Origin of the sequence: Lactiplantibacillus sp. 30.2.29, assembly GCF_018991255.1 — a bacterium.
GTDB classification, from domain to species: Bacteria; Bacillota; Bacilli; order Lactobacillales; family Lactobacillaceae; genus Lactiplantibacillus; species Lactiplantibacillus pentosus.
In genome coordinates this window covers 230,066-251,192 of sequence record NZ_JAGYGU010000001.1, presented here as the reverse complement: position 1 = coordinate 251,192, position 21,127 = coordinate 230,066, and the positions used below count along the sequence as shown (strand labels likewise).

The 21,127-nt window shown below is 48.6% G+C and carries 18 protein-coding genes; 12 read left to right on the top strand and 6 right to left on the bottom strand.

The annotated features are described in order from the left end of the window. Window positions 1–122 precede the first annotated feature (122 nt). Window positions 123–1,229 carry an FAD-binding oxidoreductase gene (locus KGF65_RS01090; RefSeq protein WP_056953099.1) on the top strand — a complete coding sequence of 369 codons (1,107 nt, stop codon included), beginning with the start codon at window positions 123–125 and terminating at the stop codon, window positions 1,227–1,229. Here KGF65_RS01090 and KGF65_RS01085 read toward each other — a convergent pair. Continuing rightward, window positions 1,226–1,612: a ribonuclease HI family protein gene (locus KGF65_RS01085; protein WP_050338660.1), complete on the bottom strand. Its 387-nt coding sequence runs from the start codon at window positions 1,610–1,612 to the stop codon at window positions 1,226–1,228. The two genes, KGF65_RS01090 and KGF65_RS01085, sit on opposite strands and share 4 nt — an antisense overlap. A gap of 34 nt (window positions 1,613–1,646) precedes the next feature. Between KGF65_RS01085 and KGF65_RS01080 the strand changes: the two genes are divergently transcribed. From KGF65_RS01080 to KGF65_RS01040, 9 genes are all read left to right on the top strand, one after another. Next, window positions 1,647–2,033 carry an EbsA family protein gene (locus KGF65_RS01080; protein WP_050338659.1) on the top strand — a complete coding sequence of 129 codons (387 nt, stop codon included), beginning with the start codon at window positions 1,647–1,649 and terminating at the stop codon, window positions 2,031–2,033. 98 nt (window positions 2,034–2,131) lie between these two features. Beyond that, window positions 2,132–3,787, top strand: coding sequence for a formate--tetrahydrofolate ligase (locus KGF65_RS01075; protein WP_216748491.1), 1,656 nt, complete (start codon window positions 2,132–2,134; stop codon window positions 3,785–3,787). 1,207 nt (window positions 3,788–4,994) lie between these two features. Next, window positions 4,995–5,444 (top strand): signal peptidase II, encoded by a 450-nt coding sequence (lspA, locus tag KGF65_RS01070; protein WP_216747980.1) that lies wholly within the window; start codon window positions 4,995–4,997, stop codon window positions 5,442–5,444. A 19-nt stretch (window positions 5,445–5,463) separates the two neighbouring features. After that, the gene (locus tag KGF65_RS01065; protein ID WP_105924235.1) at window positions 5,464–6,387 is read left to right on the top strand and encodes an RluA family pseudouridine synthase; all 924 of its coding nucleotides are present in this window, start codon (window positions 5,464–5,466) and stop codon (window positions 6,385–6,387) included. A gap of 157 nt (window positions 6,388–6,544) precedes the next feature. After that, complete coding sequence (gene pyrR / locus KGF65_RS01060; protein ID WP_003638765.1) at window positions 6,545–7,069, top strand: bifunctional pyr operon transcriptional regulator/uracil phosphoribosyltransferase PyrR; 525 nt, start codon at window positions 6,545–6,547, stop codon at window positions 7,067–7,069. A gap of 33 nt (window positions 7,070–7,102) precedes the next feature. Further along, window positions 7,103–8,185, top strand: coding sequence for a carbamoyl phosphate synthase small subunit (locus tag KGF65_RS01055; protein ID WP_003638766.1), 1,083 nt, complete (start codon window positions 7,103–7,105; stop codon window positions 8,183–8,185). After that, window positions 8,182–10,743, top strand: a complete 2,562-nt coding sequence (locus KGF65_RS01050; protein WP_101873483.1) for an ATP-grasp domain-containing protein — start codon at window positions 8,182–8,184, stop codon at window positions 10,741–10,743. Before KGF65_RS01055 ends, KGF65_RS01050 begins: the two co-directional genes overlap by 4 nt. A gap of 232 nt (window positions 10,744–10,975) precedes the next feature. Beyond that, the gene (locus KGF65_RS01045) at window positions 10,976–12,727 is read left to right on the top strand and encodes a hypothetical protein (RefSeq protein ID WP_216747982.1); all 1,752 of its coding nucleotides are present in this window, start codon (window positions 10,976–10,978) and stop codon (window positions 12,725–12,727) included. Window positions 12,728–12,894: 167 nt separating this feature from the next. Then, the gene (locus tag KGF65_RS01040; RefSeq protein WP_056952850.1) at window positions 12,895–13,503 is read left to right on the top strand and encodes a histidine phosphatase family protein; all 609 of its coding nucleotides are present in this window, start codon (window positions 12,895–12,897) and stop codon (window positions 13,501–13,503) included. 183 nt (window positions 13,504–13,686) lie between these two features. On the opposite strand, the gene KGF65_RS01035 is transcribed toward KGF65_RS01040, so the two are convergent. From KGF65_RS01035 to KGF65_RS01020, 4 genes are all read right to left on the bottom strand, one after another. Further along, entirely contained in the window at window positions 13,687–14,082 is a 396-nt protein-coding gene (locus tag KGF65_RS01035) for an iron chaperone (RefSeq protein WP_105924237.1), read from the bottom strand. A 610-nt stretch (window positions 14,083–14,692) separates the two neighbouring features. Continuing rightward, complete coding sequence (locus KGF65_RS01030) at window positions 14,693–15,361, bottom strand: chloramphenicol acetyltransferase (protein WP_105921535.1); 669 nt, start codon at window positions 15,359–15,361, stop codon at window positions 14,693–14,695. Continuing rightward, window positions 15,362–15,733 carry a GIY-YIG nuclease family protein gene (locus tag KGF65_RS01025; RefSeq protein WP_216747983.1) on the bottom strand — a complete coding sequence of 124 codons (372 nt, stop codon included), beginning with the start codon at window positions 15,731–15,733 and terminating at the stop codon, window positions 15,362–15,364. Between the two features lie 4 nt (window positions 15,734–15,737). Continuing rightward, window positions 15,738–16,463 carry a DUF2087 domain-containing protein gene (locus KGF65_RS01020; RefSeq protein WP_105924238.1) on the bottom strand — a complete coding sequence of 242 codons (726 nt, stop codon included), beginning with the start codon at window positions 16,461–16,463 and terminating at the stop codon, window positions 15,738–15,740. A 605-nt stretch (window positions 16,464–17,068) separates the two neighbouring features. On the opposite strand from KGF65_RS01020, the gene KGF65_RS01015 reads away from it, so the two are divergent. After that, a complete protein-coding gene (locus KGF65_RS01015; RefSeq protein ID WP_216747984.1) occupies window positions 17,069–17,968 on the top strand; it encodes an ABC transporter ATP-binding protein in 900 nt (299 codons plus the stop codon). Window positions 17,969–17,980: 12 nt separating this feature from the next. Further along, the gene (locus tag KGF65_RS01010; RefSeq protein WP_105924239.1) at window positions 17,981–18,742 is read left to right on the top strand and encodes an ABC transporter permease subunit; all 762 of its coding nucleotides are present in this window, start codon (window positions 17,981–17,983) and stop codon (window positions 18,740–18,742) included. Window positions 18,743–19,065: 323 nt separating this feature from the next. Here the strand turns inward: KGF65_RS01010 and KGF65_RS01005 are convergent, their stop codons facing one another. Next, window positions 19,066–20,772: an NFACT RNA binding domain-containing protein gene (locus KGF65_RS01005; RefSeq protein ID WP_216747985.1), complete on the bottom strand. Its 1,707-nt coding sequence runs from the start codon at window positions 20,770–20,772 to the stop codon at window positions 19,066–19,068. Between the last annotated feature and the right edge of the window lie 355 nt (window positions 20,773–21,127).

The window sequence follows — 21,127 nt, the reverse complement described above, 5'->3', positions numbered from 1 at the left end:
AGGGTTGTGGGTTGTTACACCTGATCTAATGCCGTCAACAATGTCAACCAGCGAATCGATTCCCCGTAATAAAACGGAGTATGCTAAAATGAAGACAGATTGGTTGTGGAGGCGTTGTACAAATGCAAAAACAAGTGACAATTATTGGCAGCGGCATCGTTGGCGCTGTGACCGCGTATTATTTAAGTAAGGATCCGAACTTGAGCGTCACGATTTATGATGAAGGGATTGGTCAAGCGACCAAGAACTCTGCCGGTATTATTTCACCGTGGCTCTCCAAGCGGCGTAATCAGCGCTGGTATCGATTGGCCAAAGCCGGTGCGGCACTGTATCCAGAAATCGTGACCGATACGCAGATGGGGTACTCAGTCTATCAGCAGGCGGGAACGATTGTCACACGGGCTGATCCGGACGACTTACAAGCGTTGTACAAGTTAGCTTTGGAACGGCGGCAAAGCGCACCGCAGATGGGGACAATTGAAAAATTGAGCGCTGAAGCCGTTCAAGAACGAATTCCGTTGCTGACGGCCCCGCAACCGGGGGTGTTTGTCAGTGGTGGTGCCCGCGTTGACGGTGACAAGTTTGCCCATAACCTACTCAAGTATGCTGAAAAGCGCAACCTCATTCGTCATAAAGGTAAGGTTCGCCTGGGTGATCAGGGCCAGTTGTTGACGGTCAACGGGCAACAAAGCTACGATACGCTCATTCTAGCGGTCGGCGCATGGCTAAAGCCATTATTATTACCGATGAAAATTATTGCTGACGTGCGACCGCAAAAGGGGCAACTGATCGAGATGCAATTGCCGGAGACCTGGGCAGATGATGTTCCCGTCTTGATGCCAGAAGGTGAGCGCGACTTTATTCCATTTACCCGGAGTAAACTAGTTGTGGGTGCGACCCATGAAAATGACCAGGGTTATGACCTACAAGTTTCGTCGCTAGTCGAAGACGACTTGTTCGCGAGTGGTTTAAAACTAGATGCGAACTTGACCAAGGATCAAATCAGCCAAGTCAAGGTTGGGACGCGAGCTTATACGCGCGACTTCGCGCCGTTCTTTGGACCATTACCAGACAACCCGCACATTCTTGTCGCTAGTGGACTTGGTTCTTCTGGTTTGACGACCGGACCGATGATTGGCAAGTTATTGGCTGATTACGTCCAGACTGGGGCGCACGATTGGGAGCAGTACCAATTACCGATTGAAACTTATTTAGAAGCGGCTGATTAGTGTTTCAGGTGCAATCCCTGCTGTGCGAGTTGATGGGCGCCGTGATTTTCACTTTCGGCGATCCATTGGGTGACGACCAGTTGGCATTGATCTTGTAAGTGCAGCAAAGTCGCGAGCTCGACGGCATAATGCTTGCTGTAACCCTTGGCGACACTGTCCGCAACGATTTGACTGTCGGTGTAGAAGAAGACACTGACTGCGGAACCATAAGAATCCAATAAAGTTTTGAAGCCAGCAATCGCCGCGAGAAATTCTGCGGTATGATTATCGCTGTTCGGCAAGACTTGTTTAAATTGGTGCTGCTGGCCCTGGTCGATGATCAGGATTCCAGCGGCACTTTGATGATTATCGGGCGCCGTGGCGGCATCCGTATATAATTGCATAAAACTCACTCCAATGTGAAAGGAATTGTAACTCTTGGATAACGATAAGCATACCTTTAAATACCAACCAATGCTAGCGTCAAGTGTGATCGTCTGGTCGTGGACCTTGCTCGTTTTGATGGCTGGCATCATTGTCTGGTTGGAACTGCTGAAGTTCAAATGGTGGTTTTTACTGATTGCGGCGGTCTTTGTCGCGTTAGTGGCCGTCCAGATCAGTTTGCGCCGGGTGACCATTAATCACAATTTGATTATCTTCAGTACGGTTTTAAACCACTCGTGGTTAGTGATTCCACGCGACCAGCTGGAACTGATCGCACCGATTCGGGGCGGCTTAAAAGTTCAGATTGACGGCAACCAATATCATTTTTTGATGCGTAAAAAGGCCCGGAATGCCTTGATTGAGCTGGCAACTAGCCATTAATGACGAACAATAAAAACATTTATAATAAATAAAGTTCCTGTTTACCAGATTAATTGTTATAATTGAGTCGTAATAAAAAAACGAAGGGCGGAGAATTGATGAAAGACATTGAAATTGCGCAACAAGTCACACCAGAACCAATTACGAAAATCGCGGTGAAAGCTGGTCTGACAGTTGATCAAATTGATCCTTATGGCAGTACCAAGGCCAAGTTAAAGTTACCATTACCAGTGAAGGAAACCAAACGCAAGCTCATTTTGGTCACGTCAATCAATCCGACTCCGGCCGGCGAAGGTAAGTCGACCGTCACGATCGGTCTGGGTGATGCTTTGACCAAGATTGGTCAGTCGACCATGATTGCTTTACGGGAACCCTCACTGGGGCCGGTCATGGGCATGAAAGGTGGTGCCACGGGTGGTGGTTACTCCCAAGTGATTCCAATGGAGGACATCAACCTGCATTTTACGGGAGATATGCACGCTTTGACCGCCGCAAACAATACCTTGGCAGCGTTAATCGACAATCATATCCAACAAGGCAACCAGCTCGGCATCGACCAGCGTCGGATTCAATGGAAACGCGCGCTGGATATTAACGACCGGGCGTTGCGCCACGTCGTTATCGGGCTAGGTGGGGCAACTTCCGGTGTGCCGCGTGAAGATGGCTTTGACATCACGGTCGCTAGCGAATTAATGGCGATCTTGTGCTTGTCTGAAAACATTGCGGATTTGAAGCGGCGTGTCAACCGCATCGTGATTGGCTATACGCATGACCGGCAACCCGTAACCGTCGCGGATTTGCAAGTTGGTGGCGCAATCACACTCCTATTAAAGGATGCGTTGCGGCCCAACTTAGTGCAGACGTTGGCACATACGCCAGCGCTCGTGCACGGCGGGCCATTTGCGAACATTGCCCACGGCTGTAATAGTGTGTTGGCGACCCAGGCTGGGCTGAATTTAGCCGACTACACCGTCACCGAAGCAGGATTCGGCGCCGATTTGGGTGGTCAAAAGTTCATGGATATCAATGTTCCGGCCGTTGGACAAGCCCCGAACGCCGTCGTAATCGTCGCGACGATTCGTGCGCTTAAAATGCACGGTGGCGTAGCTCTGAAGGATTTAGAGACTGAAAACGTTGAAGCCCTACAAGCTGGCGCTGCTAACTTAGGTCATCATATCAAAGCCATGCAACGCTATGGTGTCCCGGTCGTCGTTGCCATCAATGAATTTACGGCTGATACCGATGCTGAATTTCAAGCAGTCAAAGCTTACTGTGCCGATTTGGGTGTTCAAGCGGTCTTAGCCGATGTCTGGGGCAAGGGCGGCGATGGTGCGACTGAGCTTGCTCAGGCCGTTGTCGACTTGTGCGACCAGCCGAGTGACTTCAAGCCGTTATCACCGGCGGATGCTGATTTGGAAACTAAGATTGAAGCCATCGTCACGAAGACGTATGGTGGCGCTGAGGTATCTTACTCTGCTAAGGCCAAACGGCAATTGAAGACCTTTGCCAAGCAGGGTTGGGACCACTTACCGGTCTGCATGGCGAAGACCCAATATTCGCTGAGTGATAATCCTAAACTGCTTGGTGCGCCGACTGGTTTTACGATCAATGTACGTGAATTCGTGCCAAAGTTAGGTGCCGGCTTCATCGTTGCCTTAACGGGTAACGTCTTAACGATGCCAGGCTTGCCAAAGCATCCGGCAGCCCTGGATATGGATATCACGGATGATGGCAAAATCTCCGGGTTGTTCTAAAGTCGTGCAGTTTCACGATCATCCTTTAATTTTAAATTGAGTTAAGCGTTGCTGACGGTCGTCATGGACCGGCGGCAGCGCTTTTTTGATATGAGCAGTTGAACTTCGCCACTCAGCCGTCCACTGCTGAAACTGGCGGCGCGCTGTGCTAGTTATAGCATTAAAGATGATTAAATTATGCCATTTTCTAAGTTTAAGAGCCACCAGCTGAGACCCGCTGGAAAAAGTGCGAGTTACCGTAAACTTGCTGTGGTGGATGCTTCCTAGTCCGGCTTCCAGGCATTTCTGACAACGCTGGAACGCGATGGACACAGATTTAAGCCGAAAGCCCGCGCCTTAAATACTGGTCTTCCACTAACCAAGCACACAACGCTTGCTAAGTGGAATTTCATCGCTGAGCATTGTCAGAAACACCTTCCAGCCGGGATGCTATTCGAAAGGCAGACATGTGCGGGCTAACATTTTGTTGGATTTGTCGTTGGTTACTTGGTACACAGTCACTTTGATATTCAACTGTCAGACTAGTCTTTAATGATAACTAAAGTTCCTTACTTATACTGTCAGACAAGCGACCCCACTGAACTTGTCAGAATCTTCTTTAGTCGTCTGGGATAAACAAGTCTCCAATTATAAGCGAAGGTAATTTTATCGACTAAATTCAAGACTAGTTACCATTGGAATTTGTGGCATTGAGATGAGTGAGCAATATCTAGATAATCCTCTCAGTACTCAAATGGCATAGAACATGATTGACACCGATTGAAAGTTTGCCTGAAGGGCCGGTCTCCTAATATTCAATGGTCAATTGTACCCAGATGGGTGGCCGTTCATCCGCCATTCGAGCGGGTTCCCGACTGTAGGGGCTGGCTGACAATGCTCAAGGGCGAAATTCTTCTTGTCCGGGTGAATTTCCCGGGCTAGAAGAAGACTCGTATTTGAAATTGCGCAGTGGGTTTCTGCGTGAGTTCAAATCGATGTCCGCCCTGTTCCAGCGTTGTCAGCCGGCCCCGGAAGTCGGACTAAGACGCGCATCGGCTGACGAACAGGAATCCACTAACTAGCATGATTTAATCATGATTCATGACAAATTAACCAGTATAATACGTAAGCAACCAATAAAAACCGTGCTTTTTACAAGCCAGTTTCGTACAAGCGGGGCGTCTTTTGGTATAATTAAACACAGCTTAGCGAAATGTGAGGGCAAAATATGTGGATTTATATTCTATTGATGGTGGCGTTGGTCGCAGCTGACCAGGCTATCAAAGCAACAATTGTGAGTCATATCGCACTAGGGGCCAGCACGAGTGTGGTTCCCGGCCTATTATCATTGACCAATTTACATAACAATGGGGCCGCCTGGAGCATTCTGGAAGGCAAAATGAGTTTCTTCTACTTAATTTCAGTCGTGGCGCTGGTTATCATGGGTTACTTGTTATGGCGGTTGCGCGGTAAATGGGCGTATGAGGTCGGCATTTCACTGATGATTGCCGGTACGTTGGGTAATTTTATTGACCGTGTGCGGCTGGGTTATGTCGTTGATATGTTCCAACTTGATTTTATTAATTTTCCAATCTTTAACTTTGCGGATTCGTGCCTGACGATCGGTGTGATTTTCATTTTGATTGGGGTCTTACGGGACGATAGTTTTGGCAAATAAGTAATAGGGAGCTGATAACGTGGCAGGAGCGACCACGGAACAACAATATACGATTACGACGCAACAAGGTCGTTTGGATAAAGTGTTGGCTGGACTGCAGTCTGACTGGACACGTTCACAGGTCGATAAGTTGATCAAAACGGCGCAAGTAACGGTCAACGGGGAGGTTCAACCTAGTAAGTACAAGGTCAAAGTGGGCGACCAAATCACCGTCGCAGCCCAAACGGTCCAAACGACGACCATCGAACCGGAAAATATCCCGTTGGACATTGTTTATGAGGATGACGATGTACTCGTCGTCAATAAGCCCCAGGGGATGGTCGTGCATCCGGCACCCGGGCATCCCGACCATACTTTGGTCAACGCCTTGCTCTATCATAGTCCGTTATCGACCATCAACGGCGAGTTTCGGCCGGGTATCGTGCACCGAATCGATAAGGATACGTCAGGCCTACTGATGGTTGCGAAAAATGACCGGGCACATCAGTCACTAGCGGCGCAACTCAAAGCCAAGACCAATCTGCGCGAATACGTCGCGTTGGTCCACGGCGTGATCAAGGAAGAGACTGGGACAATCAATGCACCTTTAGGTCGTTCGCCTAAGGATCGCAAGAAACAGGCCATCGTTAAGACTGGCCGACCAGCGGTAACGCATTTTAAAGTTTTGAAACGCTACCAGCACTACACGTTGATTAGCTGCCGTTTAGAGACCGGGCGGACGCACCAGATTCGGGTCCACTTGCAGTCAATTGGTCATCCACTGGTTGGTGACCCCTTATATGGGCCCAAAAAGACCATTAAGGGACAGGGTCAGTTTTTGCATGCGCGCTTGCTCGGTTTTAAGCATCCTGTGACAGGGCAGCTGCTGACGTTTGAAGCACCCTTGCCACCGATTTTTACTGAAACCCTGGCTAAGCTTGACAAAACCGATTTGAATCATTAATCTAACAGTAAAGAATGTCCTTTAATCCGGCCCTGCGAGACTGAAAGGCAACCTGTTAACAATAACTTTTGTCGGCGGCCGTGACTCTGTGTCCGGCCGCCTTTCTTTGTCATATGGGTGGTTCAAATGAACGTTAATCACAAACTGGGAGGCAAATATGCAAAAAGAAGTTGTTGATTCAATGGCGATGAAACGGGCGCTGACCCGGATCACGTACGAAATCATTGAGCAAAATAAAGGCATTAAAAATATCGTGTTGGTGGGCATCAAAACTCGGGGCGTTTATATTGCACAACGCATCGCAGCCCAACTCCAGCAGCTGGAGGGCACCGCGATTCCCGTTGGTGAATTGGATATCACCGCTTTTCGCGATGATCAGCCGCTGGATGCCGCGCGCAATGCCCATGACTATCAGCTGGCATTCTCAGTAGCTGACAAACGGGTCATTCTGGTTGACGACGTCCTCTTCACAGGTCGAACGATTCGCGCCGCTTTGGATGCCCTGATGGGTGGTGGTCGGCCGCAAAGCATTGCACTGGCGGTCTTGGTCGATCGTGGTCACCGGGAATTACCGATTCGCGCGGACTTTATCGGCCGCAACATTCCGACTGCACGTCAGGAACGCATTCGAGTCACCGTCAGTGAGATCGACGGTCACGATGGCATTGAAATTATCAACTAATAAACGTAATCAAACAGATGAGAAGGGATCGCAATGGCAGACCGCTATTTGATTCTTGAAGACGGCAGCGCCTACCTAGGCGAAGGCTTTGGCTCGCCAGCGGTTTCGACTGGAGAAATCGTCGTCAATACGAGCATGACGGGCTATCAAGAAATTATTACCAATCAAATTTATCATAATCAAATTGTTGCTTTTACGCAGCCGACGATTGGCAGTTACGGCATCAATCACGACAGCTATGAATCGATTTTACCCACGGTCAAAGGGGTCGTCGTACGTGATGTCGCTAGTATCTCGACTAATCGGCAGCGACGTTGGTCATTGGACCAATACTTAAAACAACAAAACATTCCAGGGATCAGTCACATCGACACCCGGCACCTCGCCAAGCAGTTACGAGCTAGCGGTCCAATGAAGGCCAGCATCGTGGACGTGGCGGATGCCCACGCTTTTGACCAACTCGGTGCAACCGTGTTGACCAATCAACAAGTTGCCGCCGTCGCCACACCAAAACCATTTCCCAATCCAGGGACTGGTTTGAACGTGGTCGTGGTCGATTTTGGGCTGAAACACGGGATTTTACGTGAGCTTAGTAAACGGGCTTGCAACGTCACGGTGTTGCCATACACCGCCACGACCGAAGAAATTTTGAACCTTGATCCGGACGGGGTCGTCTTGTCGACCGGTCCTGGGAAACCACAAGACTTGCCGGACAGCGTGACGGAGATGATCAAAAATATTCAAAACCGGGTACCGCTCTTTGCAATTGGTCTCGGTCATGAATTGTTTGCGATGGCTAATGGTGCACAGATCATGAAGTTGTCACCCGAACATCACGGCACCAACCATCCGATTCGCGAAGTCATTACTAATCAGATTATTTATGCCTCACAGGGGCAAGGCTTTGCGGTCGATGCGGACACCGTTGACCGTAATAAATTAATTACCACGTTTGTTGATTTAATTGACGGGACGATTCAGGGCTTGCGTCTGCGCGATTTTCCAGCTTTTTCAGTCCAATTCTTCCCGGATGGTGCGCCCGGACCGACTGAGACGCGGGATATCTTCGATGAATTTGTTGAATCCATGCAACAAGCAAGGGGGCCAATCTGGTGAATAATCAAACCTTACAAAAAGTCCTGATCATCGGGGCGGGCCACAACGATATCGGTCGTGAAGGACAACATGATGCGGCCGTGACCCAAATCGGTGCGGCGATTCGGCGACTCGGTATCGCGGTCGTACTCGTGGATAACAACGCCTATTCAGTGGCGGCGGAAAATCGGTTTGCGGATAAGGTCTACTTAGAGCCGTTGACGGTTGCTGCTGTGACTAAAATTATCGAGGCCGAGCAACCCGATGGCCTGATTCCTTCCTTGGGTGGCATTCAAACGGTGACCCTGATTCAGGGGTTAATTCGAAATAACGTGCTTAAGAATAATCAGGTCAAGCTGTTGCAGTGGGATCAAGACGTTGTCGATATGATCGTCAATCCCGCCCTCATGAGTAATCGGCTGAAGGATATTGGCGAACCGGTGATTGCCTCGCAGGTCGTGGCCAGTACTGCAGAAGCGATGGCGGTCGTGCGTCACGTCGGCTTCCCGGTCATCGTTAAATCAGTGGCGCCACGGATTGAAGCGAGTCGGCAACTCTGTGAAGATGAAGATGAACTGCAACAAGCGTTAGCAATGGGCTTCAAAGTGTCAGGTACCAAGCAATGCATTGTCGAACAAAGTATTGTTGGCTATAAGGAACTTGAGTTTGTTGCCGTCCGTGACCAAAAGGACACCGCATTACTCGTCAGTGGGATGGAAAACTTTGATCCGGTCGGCATTCACTCGGCGGACTCAATCGTTTTTGCGCCAACGCAGACGATCACTGACCAGGAGTATCAACAGTTTCGAGCCGCGACGCTGAAAATCATGCGTAAGCTGCGGCTCAGTGGGTCCTGCCACGTTCAGTTCGCCTTGGATCCGGCAACTCAAAATTACTATGTCATTAAAGTGACGCCGTATTTTGACCGCACGATGGCCTTGGCCGCCCGCGCAACCGAGTACCCACTCGCCCTAGTTGTCGGTAATCTGATGGTTGGCATTAGCTTAGCCGAAGTTAAATTACCAGGAGCTTATCGTAAACAGACGGCCCTCATTGAACCGGTGCTCGACCATATCGTCTGCCGCATCCCAGTCTGGCCGTTCAATGTGCTGAATAAGGTCAGCCACCAACTCGATACGGTCACTGAATCGACTGGATCCGTGATTGGCGTTGGTCGCTCAACGGAAGAAGCTTTGCTGAAAGGATTGCGCTCGACCGATGAATCACGGTATCACGTGATTGCCAATCGGCCACAGAACTATTCTGAAGGTGAACTGATTCAGCGCTTGATTCACCCACAAGCTGGGCGGATGCTGATTCTGCTAGAGGCACTGAATCGGGGCTACCAGATTGATGAGCTAGCTGAGTTGACCAAGATCGACGCCTTTTACTTCTATAAATTAAGTCATATTTTAGAAATCGAACGCGCTTTACGTGAGCGGCCTTTCGACGTCCACGCATTGGGACGGGCTAAATATTTCGGCTTTACCGATGAAGACGCGGCCGCTGCTTGGCAGGCTGAGGTCAGCAAGGTACGCCAGTTTGCACTGGAAAATGAAATTCGGCCGACGTTTAAAGAAATCGAACCAACGGCCGGCGAATTCACGGAACAAACTAGTACTTATTATTCAACTTATGAATTTGACAATGAAAGCCAACCGACTGCGGGTCGTCGTGTGGTCGTGATTGGCACCGGCGCCAACCGTATCGGGACTAACCATGGTAACGATTATCTCGTCTCACAGCTGTTGTTTTACTTGAAGAAGGCCAATTACGAGCCAATTTTGATCAATGCTAATCCGAATAGTGTGGCGATGACGCCGCAATTGGCGAAAAAGCGCTATGTTGAGCCTAAGCAGTATTCTGACATTTTAAATGTGTTGGCGATTGAAAAGCCGTTGATCGTCTTTACCACCTACCATGACTATCGACTGGGCCAACAGCTGATTCGGGATGGCTATCAAGTGATTCAAATCAATAACAGTTTGCCTCGCGAACAAATCAAGACGAACGATTCACCGGCCGTGGAAGTGATTACGGACGGAACGGATGTCTCAATTTTCGGGATCAGCGAAATTATTGCCGGTAATAATCTTCGTGGCAACGTGCGCGGTGCGGTCGAAGTCTTCCCAATTCGGGATAAGGCTGAAAATCAAGCGATTACGGCATTGACTGACGAAATCAAGCAACGGGTCCTCGCGATGGGCGCCCCCGGATTATATACCGTGCGCTTGGCAATTGCGGATACGAAGCTGCAACTGGCCACGATTGAACCGATGAGCATTGCGACTATGGCACTGATCAGTAAAGCAAGTGGCTCGAGCGTGACCCGCTTATTACTACACGTGAAGTTGGGCGAGTCGTTGACCAAGGTGATGTACGACTATCCAGACGTCAACCGCTTGAAGCCCGTTTACGTCCAGGCCAACACGTTCCCATATAATCATTTACAGATTTATGATGAAGTCGAAGCAACCGGCGAACCTGGTCACGCGACTGGGACGGTGATTGCCCATGGTGACACGTTGAAAGCGGCGTTGACGGCCTTGAATCAGGGCAATGAGGACACTGACTTCTAGGTTGACATGCCCATGTTCGCTTGACACTGTGCCGTTATTTGACCAACGTCATTAAGAAATATTGGCGATCGCAACCTAACCAAAACTTGGTCGGGTTGCGATTTTTGAGTTGCGAGTGTGAACTAACGATAACCAGTTAACATTGGAATCAATGGGGTAAAACGGATATAATGTAAATTTAGGTGCTTGAACGAGTATCAGAACAAAAGGGTTAGTTGGGGAGGAATTGAAGATGCGCAAACACAAAACGGCAATCGTGGTGATTGCACTTGCCGTCTTGGTCATGTGTAGTCCGTTACTATTGAATAATCACGCTTTATTAGGGGTGGATGGTTATTTTCAATACAATCGGATTTATGAGGCCGCGTTACAATTAAAAAATCACAATTTTAGTTTTATCAATCTGTATTCATTTCAGCAAGCGGGCCGGGTGGTCAACAGCCTCTACAGTCCGCTGATCACTTACATTGCCGGTGCGTTATTACTGCTAGTCGGCAATTGGTTTCGATTCCAAATACTCTCACTAGCAATCGTTTATTTTACCAGTGGGATGTTGATGTACGCGGCCGGTCAGCGGCTTCATTTTTCGAAACGGGTCTCGATCGCTTTGGGCGTGATTTTCTTAAGCTCTAATGTGGTCTACGGCTTCTTATTCGGTGTCACTTGGCGCTCGATTGCGTTTGGCTTATTGCCGTTACTCGTCGGTCCGATCCTAGATCTGTATGCCGGCAAGTGGGAGTTGTTACCGATGCTGAAGTTGGGCGTCTACATTGGGTTGTTAGCGCAATTTCAAATTCTGACAGTTGCGTTAGTCCTGCCATTCCTAGTGCCATTTTTCATTCACGGGCTGCGGCGAACAAAATTCGAAGTTAGCGGATTACTAAACTTCGTGGCGGCGGTCTTGCTGGCAGTATTGCTCAGTCTCGATACCATTCTGCCATTGTTAGAAGTCTACCGGGGCAACACCTTGATTCCACCCGTTGCGATGGATATGGCACCCAATGCCAGTCTGATTTTTCAGCCAATCTATAATGGCGTCGACTCCAATAGCGATATCGTCTTGACCATTATCGTGTATGCACTGTTGACTGGTCTGGTCGTCTTCTGGCACCGCTTGACGCCATTCACAAAGTTATTTGCGACGGTCTCGATGGTCTATCTAGTGATTGGGACGACGCTATTTCCGTGGGACTTGATGCAAAAATCGTTCCCACTCTTGCAATCATTCTTGCAAATGCCACGCCGGATTACGCTGATTGGGACGCCGTTCATGTTGCTAGCGACAGTCTTGGTTTATCGTGAGGTGGCCCACACGCAGACCAGTGAAACACTTCACCGGAGCATTGGGATTGCGGCGACTTGCTTGAGTCTGATTTCGCTCATATTATGCACGCAAAAAGTCAGTCAAAACGTGCACTTTACGATCGCCGACTCGACGCCACTCGCGCAAGGGTTACAGACGGCCGATGGCAACGTGCATTCACGGCTGAAGTACATTAAACAACTGCAACCAGCGTTTCATACGCGGAAACTCGGACAGCTGATTGATGATGCTGATCGAACGACCCCGGACTATGTGCCCGTCACGCATAAGGTTGTCACGGACCCAGACGTTTACCATGCCTACACGCGGAATTTTTCTAAACAGAAATCGCGTTTTAAGCACCAAGTCATCCGTGATGGCATCAAACTCACTTGGCATGCTAAACACGCGAAAGTCCAGACGCTACCAGTCGTCGCTTATCGTCGAACCGTGCTTGTGTTGAACGGCAAACGCGTCACATCAGCACAAATCAAGCATCATTGGATCGGTAATATTGGGCTGAAACAGCGCCGTGGCAAGAACGTGCTCATCATCCGGTATCAAAGCAGTTTCGTTACCAAACTCGGAACGGTACTTGCAATCGTTGCGTGGATTGGTGTGCTAATCGCCTGGCCGATCACAATCAGACGGTCACGGCGGTCTGCGGCAGCGGGACAGTAATCTGTCAATTTGGATATTAAGACCTTGTATCCGCGAGCGGTTATCGCCCGTGATTGGTCACAAGCGGCATCATCTGTTTAGGCGGATGATGCCGCTTTTTGTCAAGAACAGCGCTTTCATTTGTGGTATGCTTAACTTAACATTTTGATAAAGGATGGTTATGCAAATTGGCAAAGACACTATATTTAATGCGGCACGGTGAGACCTTGTTCAATCGGCTGCACAAGATTCAAGGTGCGTGTGATTCACCATTAACGGAACGGGGTATTGCGGATGCCAAGCAGGTCGGCGACTATTTTCGGCGAGCACAGATCACGTTTGATCATGCCTACTGTTCGACCCAGGAACGCGCTAGCGACACCTTAGAACTCGTGACTGACCAGCCGTACGAACGGGTAAAAGGGATTAAGGAGTGGGGCTTTGGTGTTTTTGAAGGAGAATCTGAAGTCTTGAATCCCAAACCCGACCCAGTTCGGCGCAGCCACGGTGATTTCTTCTTACAATATGGTGGTGAAAGTGACTTACAAGTTCAGGCGCGCGTGGTCAAGACGTTGACGGAAATTATGGAACGTCCCAATCATCAGCAGGTTCTCGCGGTGAGCCACGGGGGCGCCAGCTTCATGTTCTTGCGAAAATGGCTGTCGATGGACGAAATTGAACGGCAGGGCATCGTGTTACACAATTGTGCCGTTTTGAAATATCGCTATGAAGCGGGCCAGTTCCAGTTTGATGAAGTGATCGATTGGTCGGCCAATCCAACAGCTCAGATAAATTAAAGTTATGTCAACTAGCGACTGGTTGCCCAGCTTAGTGATGATCAATCGTGACGTGCAAACAGCCTATTCAGAAGTAACTGAGTAGGCTGTTTTTGTTTGCTTTGAATTTAGGGGTTAGGCGGGCAACTGGCAATGCAGCGCATGACTTGTTTGCTATCAAGCCTGACTGTCACATGAGCGCCCTTAAGCCCGCCAAAAAGTCGTGGTCGCTTGCTTAGTGTCAATATTGTACTGAATCGTCTGGGCCAGCAAGTCATGATTAACAGGTTTTTCAAAATTGATTTGCCAGAGCATCTTAGTGGCGTGGTCACCGTTGGCCTCGATAGCGGCTCGAAAATGGTCAAGCGTGGGGGTCTCCAACGCAATATTCAAGTGGTCCTTTGCCGTGCTAAAACCAATGATAAAGGTCCCGTGGTCAGTGAACATCGGCTGGTTCCAAGCCACGCGCGGGGTTAATTGTGGAAACGTTGTGTGGACCCAATTAAGCAGCGGAATCAGCTGTGCCCGTTGTGCGCTGGACTTACCAGCCTCAAAATACGGTTGAAGTACTGCCAGATCGGTGTGTAGTTGGTCAGCCATGATAAATCCTCCATAATAATTCGCCATAATTGTGATGGTCTAAGTGTACAGAAAGGCGGAGCTGGTTGCAACCAAAAACGCCGTCGACGATGCCCACACATTTCGTCAACGGCGTTAGGTTTGAGTTTCCGAGTAAACGAGCCCACTACGATTCATTACTCGGCTGATTGTTTTAGTTGGTTAGGTCCCAATGCCAGTACGGATGGTGGTTTGCCACGTAAATGACAGTTGGGTGTGCTGATTGCGGTCGGCTTTGACGCCGCGTAATCGTTAGAGTTTGTTGATGACGCATAGACATCAGTTCCTTTCTTAATGAATACACTTAGTTTACGCGCCGTCGCTCGCAGTAACTACTGCATTTTCATAAGGCTAGCATAAGAATTTCTTAGAATTGCACTGGTGGGACGAGTAGGGCAATCTCACCTGCAAGGACCTGGGTGTGGTCCTTGCTCTGAAAAGGGCGGCACTCGCTGATGTCACTATGAACGGCCACCTGTCAATAATGCAATCTAACTAACTACCCAGCCTAGGCCCCAGCCGATTTGAAGCGGACTGAGGGGCGAGTCATGTTCAAGCTTGATAAAGGATCCAACACAATCTAAGCGGGTGGTCACCCTAAATATTGTAACGGTTGGTCCCAATAGGCTTGGAGTTCATTAAAAAAGCGACTGAGATGGTCCCCGTCGATGGTGGCGTGATTGACCGTAATGCTCAGCGGCATCGTGGTTCTGCCAGCCTCCTGCTTGAACTGACCAGCCTGAAAAATTGGAAAAAAGCTATCCAGCGGTTTGAATGGCAGCGGTGTGTAACTGCTAAAATGAACACCCGGAAGGCTGCCGATATTGACCAAATTTGGGGATTGCGGTGCTTTAGGCATTGGCCCTGGAAGCGCACTGAATTCAGCTTGGTCGGCTAAATAGTGTTGATAAAAAGTTCGGAAATTATTATCGTACGTTGTCCATAAATTGGCCATTGTCCGGTCCGCGTGCAGAATCGTATACGACGGGTGGAGCACGTCAAAGGTCACCAGTTGGTCGTTCAAATAGCCAACGCGCATTTCGGGATGGGTGGTCAACAAGCGACTCACTAGGTAAAGATAAGCCGCGTTAAATTTGACCTGGTGGGCTTTTGTCCAAGTTAGAGTCCTAGTGACATCCATATTGACTGTGAGACTGAAACCACTGGGGGCCAGTTTTGTAAAATAATAAAAATACGGTTGGCGTGGCCAGGTTTCTTGGTCGATAGCAACAGCGTGCATGTTTGGTTTAGTGGTGGTCATTTAGTCTTCCTGCCAATCTTTTGGGCGCCGATTATAGCCATGTTCATCGAATGGTTGTAAATTGTGCAGCCATTTATTTTTGAGTTCCTTAAGTGTGGCGCGCATATTCGTGACAGCCGTTGTTTCCTTTTGCCACAAGACTTGATACGAAAAGTCCGCGGGCGTCTGCTGATTCCAATCAGTCTGTAACGGATTGGCGCGATAAAAGTTCTTATTAAGATTGAGTTGATAAAAGGCCCACCGGTTATGCAAATTGGGGACAACATCAATCCAAATTTTGTGGTTGCGTTCATTTGTAATTTGAATGACGCCATAATAAGTTGGCGCTAGTTTGTATTTTTGCTGTAAATCGCGTTTTTCTGCTGGTTGCATGCTTTTAATCCTCCTGAGTCGTTGTACGCCAGTATTGCCGGCCATCGACAGTTCGTTTTAAGAAGCCGTAGTCGATCAGGTAGCGGCGCAGTGTGGTGTAATCAAAATAAATCGGTCGCAAATAAGTGTTGAGCTCGGCTTCACTGAGCGGTTGGTTCAGCGGAATTTCATCAATGATTCGGGTCAAAATCATGACGATCGTCTTTTGTCTCTTCGGCCAGCGCTTCAATTGTAATGGCTCGTGGTCAAAGTCGAAGTACTGCTTCAGCGTTTGGGCCACTTCGTCTTCAGTAATGGCAAAGCGGTCATCAACGATTCCGGGTTGTTCTGGTAAGGCGATCAGATCATTACTCGTCTGGCCACTCTCAAAGACGGATTGATAGATGGCCAGGTACAATTTCGCTTGTTTGGCTTTTTCACGAAAGGTAAATTTTTGATGGCGAATCGTTGCCGCCGCTAATTGAAATTGTTTGGCTAAGTCAGCATCCTTAATGCCGGTCGCAAAAGCGGTCAGTAAATTTTGTTGTTTAGCGGTTAAAGTGTTATAGCGACTATCCAAGTGAATCAATGATGACTGGTTACCACCATGGACGATCGTCAAGTGTTGTTCGATCGTTTCAATCGCAGTGCTTGGTTCCCAACTGGCATCACAGTAGTTACAGGACATGGCTGTGGCGGTTTGGTGCCAACCACGCTTTAAATCGTCGATCGTTAAATTAGTTAGGTCCATAAGGCCACCTCCAATGCTATTGATTATAAGGGCGTTTATCATATTTGTAAACATTAAATTTGGATTTATGTTTATTATTCCTGTAAACGTAAGTCAGCTCATCTTGTTTACACTTTTGATAAACAAAAAACGTTTGCCGGACATTGGGATTGTTCACGTTTTAAATTAACGACGCGCTTTAAACCGGAAAAATGCAGGACAGTGTAAATTGAACATCGCATTTTTTGCATGGTGGGCTCATCCGACATGCTCAACACACTTACTCACACGTCCTCAGTTAATGCGTGATTAAGTGTGTTTTTGTGTAATCGGCCGACTGTTGCCAGCTATGGCCTAAGACGATACTGTGTTAAGCCACACTTGCGCCTAACACGTTTGTTTGTTAACCGTCACTTGCCATGGATCGTTTAGCAGTTAAAAAATCAGGTCATTCAGGGACGTCCCAGATGCTTCGTCTGCTGGCCTATCGTATAATCCGCGGTGTTGAATCGCTTGGATAGCGGTTACAACAGTTGTAGCCGGTTAGAGCCGATTTGACTGAATTTAAAATTTTTAGAAATCACCGAATGGCTATCGAAGTGTTAATCAAAAAGGAAGTGGTTGAAGTGACTGAAGCAATTTTAAGTGTCACGCATCTCAATAAGCGATTCAAACGCCAGCCGGTCTTGCAGGATGTGACTTTTGACTGTGAACCGGGACGCATTATTGGCTTAGTGGGCGCGAACGGTGCTGGAAAAACGACGATTATGAAATCGATTTTGGGACTCATTCGTACTGAAGGCGCCGTGACGATTGCGGGTCAAGCGATGCAATTTGACCGGCATCCTGCATTGGCGCAGGTCGGGGCCTTGATTGAATATCCGAGCCTGTACCCCTATCTGAGTGGCTGGGATAATCTGCGGTTGTTTGCACGTGATCAGGACGTTGCGGCACAAATTCAAGTGCTCGTGACCCAGTTTGACATGTCCAATTATATTCATCGTAAGGCCCGTACCTATTCGCTAGGGATGAAACAAAAACTGGGGATTGCGCTGGCGTTTTTGAACCATCCGCAACTGGTCATCTTGGATGAACCGATGAACGGGCTCGATCCCCAGGGCACCAAGCAACTGCGTGATTTTATTGTGGCTCAAAAACAGCAGGGGGTGACGTTGCTGATTTCCAGTCATATTCTGGGCGAATTACAAAAATTAGCGGATGACCTGGTCATTATTGACCATGGTCGCGTCATTCAGCGGACGACGATGGCCGCAGCTCTGGCGTTGACTGAACATTACGTTGTGGTCGCGACTGAACATGACGGTCAGGCCAAAGCAGCCTTGACTGCGGCGGGTTATCAGTTAGCAGCCGGAACGCCAGTTAAACTGCTTCTAGCACCGGATCAATCAGTGGCGGATGTCTTAGCCATGTTGCAACAGCAGCACATCACGGTGACAGATGTTCAACACCAGGATGCCGATTTGGAACAGATCGTGTTGACCTTATTAGCGTCATCTAAGGCCTAGGGGGTGGGGCAGATGATAACTTTATATCGACAAGAATTGCGTAAGTTGCTTAAGAAGCAATCGACGTGGTGGTGTCCCGGTATCTTAATCGCACTAGCAGTAACCTTTGCTAGTCTGGCACGCGTCAATGCCAAACTCTTCCCCGCTAAAGCTTTGTTCAATGATAATTTTGAAACGGGGCAATTCCTGGTCTTCTTTATTATGGGCACGGCTGCGGCGATGGTGACGATGGAATATCAATATGGCACCATCAAAACGGTCTTGACCCAGTCGTATACGCGGGGGCAGGTCCTGGTCAGTAAATGGCTGACGATGTTAACTTACAGTTTGATTTTATACGTGGGGACGCTAGGGTTGACGTTGCTGCTAAAAGTCAGTCTCCTCAACGATAAGTTCATGATCTTTGCCCATCCCAGCTTTTGGAAGCAGTGGTTAGCCGCTACGGCCGGGGACTTCATGAATACTTGGCTGTTACTTAGTCTTGTGTTACTCGTTGCGACGGGCTTTAAACGGTCAGGGACGGCGGTGGCTGTCGGCATCGTCGGGTACTTTTTACTTTCACTCGTCAACGTGCCGATGATTGAGCTGATTAAAAAGTACGCGTGGCTCAGATGGAATCCAATCAACATGTTCAACTATGCGTCACAGCTGCGGGTTGCGTCACTCAGCCATGTGACCAAGTTATCCAACATGCAATTTTTCTGGGGTAACTTAGTCTATATTGGTCTTTTCTTGGCGTTAGGTTGGCTGTTGTTCCGGCGGCGCGAAGTGTGACGCTTATTCGCTAGGGACTGATGTAAGCTAACGATGATCTGAGTATCATCCAGAAAACTAGCTCGCTGGTGCACCGTTCCAGCGGCAAGTCAGATGCTTAAATTGCTGGCACAGATTGGTGGCACCAGTCGAAGATCAACTAAAAAAACGAGCCATTGGACAATCCGGTTGGGTTGCCAGTGGCTCGTTTTGGTGGTGATTATACTGATTTTAGTTCGGTGTCATTAAATGTCAATCAACGGGTGCTGGTTTTGATTGATCTAGTCCTGTTGCGATCAGGATAAGCCGCGTGCGGGCCAAACGAGCCGCTACCCGTTTAGACACTAATCTTTCGGTGTGAGCTGTTCGACAAGTTGGGCATCCGGTGAGACGTATAAGGTCTTTTGCCCTTCATAAATCACGAATCCAGGCTTGGCGCCGTTTGGTTTGCGGATTCGCCGTACTTGGACGTAATCAACGGGGACTGTCGCAGAATCACGAGCCTTTGAGAAGTAGGCAGCCAAGTTGGCCGCTTCCATCAAGGTCGTTTCACTCGGGTGGTCAGAATGCACGATGACGTGAGATCCCGGAATTTTCTGCGTATGCAACCAATAATCACTCTTATGAGCAGTTTTGAGCGTCAACTGGTCATTTTGTCGATTGTTCTTACCGACTGAGATGGGGGTGCCATCCGTCGCGACAAACGCCTGTGGCTGACTAGGCCGTCGTGAACTACGCTGCTTCTTCTTGGTATGATGTTGCTTCAGATAGCCCTGTTGCGTCAATTCTTCGCGAATTTCGGCGATGTCGGCTGGGCTGGCTAATTCGATCTGGGTCTGAATATTATCCAGGTAGTCGATTTCAGCCTGCGTCAAGCCGATCTGTTCACCGACATAGCCGACCGCGTTCTTTTGTTTCTGATACCGCGAGAAGTATTTTTGGGCGTTGCGTGAAGGTGACAACTGGTTAGATAACTGAATTTTTAATGGTGCATTATCATGATAATAATCAGGTAATGTAATTTCAGTCATTCCGCGTTTGACTTCGTGTAAATAAGTCGTCAGAATTTCACCTTTAAGCCGAAGCTCGTCGGCCTGCTTAGTATTGGCTAAAGTCTGTTCCAGCTTTTTGAGCTTATTACGGTTCTTCTTCAGGTTATTTTTGACGACCCGAATCAAATTACCGGCTTGTTGCTGGACGCGTTCGCGTTGGGCTGCATCCGCATAGTAAAAATCGAGCAACTGACTGAGCGTGTCAAACTGGCGGGTAGCCGGACCAAAGTGCTCGAACTTGCCGGCCGCAAACATCGTTTTACGATTTGGCAAGGTGATTAGCGTTGGTTCTGGATGATCGAATTGTGCCAAGAAGGCCTGGTAGTGTGCGGCTAAATCACCTGGTTGGTGCAAGTCAGCAGCCAACTGTTGGGCACTGTCGCGACCTAAACCTTGATAGTGCTGCTGCAACTGCTTAGCGAGGACATCTTCGTTTGGATAATCGCGCACCAATGTTTGATAATCAGTATTGGGCGTGAACGGATCGATTTTGTCTTGCTTGGGTGGCTGGATATAGGTGGCACCGGGTAGTAACAACCGGTAGCGGTTTTGGTCGGCGCCCACGTGCTTGATGACATCGATGATTTTGCTCGTTTGATCATCAACTAAAATGACGTTACTGTGCCGCGCCATGATTTCGATAATCAACGTCAGTGTCTCAGCATCACCTAACTCGTTGCGGGTTGCGACAGTCAGGTGAACGACCCGGTCATTAGCCATCTGGGTGACGGCAGTGACGACTGCGCCTTGCAAGTACTTCCGCATCATCATCGCGAAGCTCGTTGGTACGGCTGGATTGACGTATGGAATTTGGGTGGTCTGAATCCGTGGATAGGTCGGGTCAGCCGATAGCAAGACTGGATAATTCTGCCGATTAGCACGAATCGTGAGGATTAACTCGTTTTGGTAGGGCTGATTAATTTTGGAAATACGACCGCCAACTAAGGTTTGGCGTAATTCGGTGACCATCGCATGGGTGAATAAACCATCAAAGGACATGTGATCACTCGCTTTCTTAAAGTTTCGTTTATAAACTGTCCGCGGACAGTTAACCGGCTACTAGTATACCGTTATTCAGGGCTTAAAGACAAGTTACCGACCCGCGGATGCCAGGTGTTTTGGTAAGCCCAGCAATTTGGACGTCGATTTGTTTCCAATAAACAGATCCATTTGAAAATTCCCCAGATTTTTGCCGGGGTGCGGGCACGAACGGATAGTGGTGGGCGTTACAGTTCGCCTGCCAAAGCTGAAATTCGGTTGAATTAGCGTCTAAATGTTATATGCAAAAACGATTTTACCGGCTTTAATTTCAAAAAAGCATCGTAATTGTCGGTTCAATATTGTATAATACAAA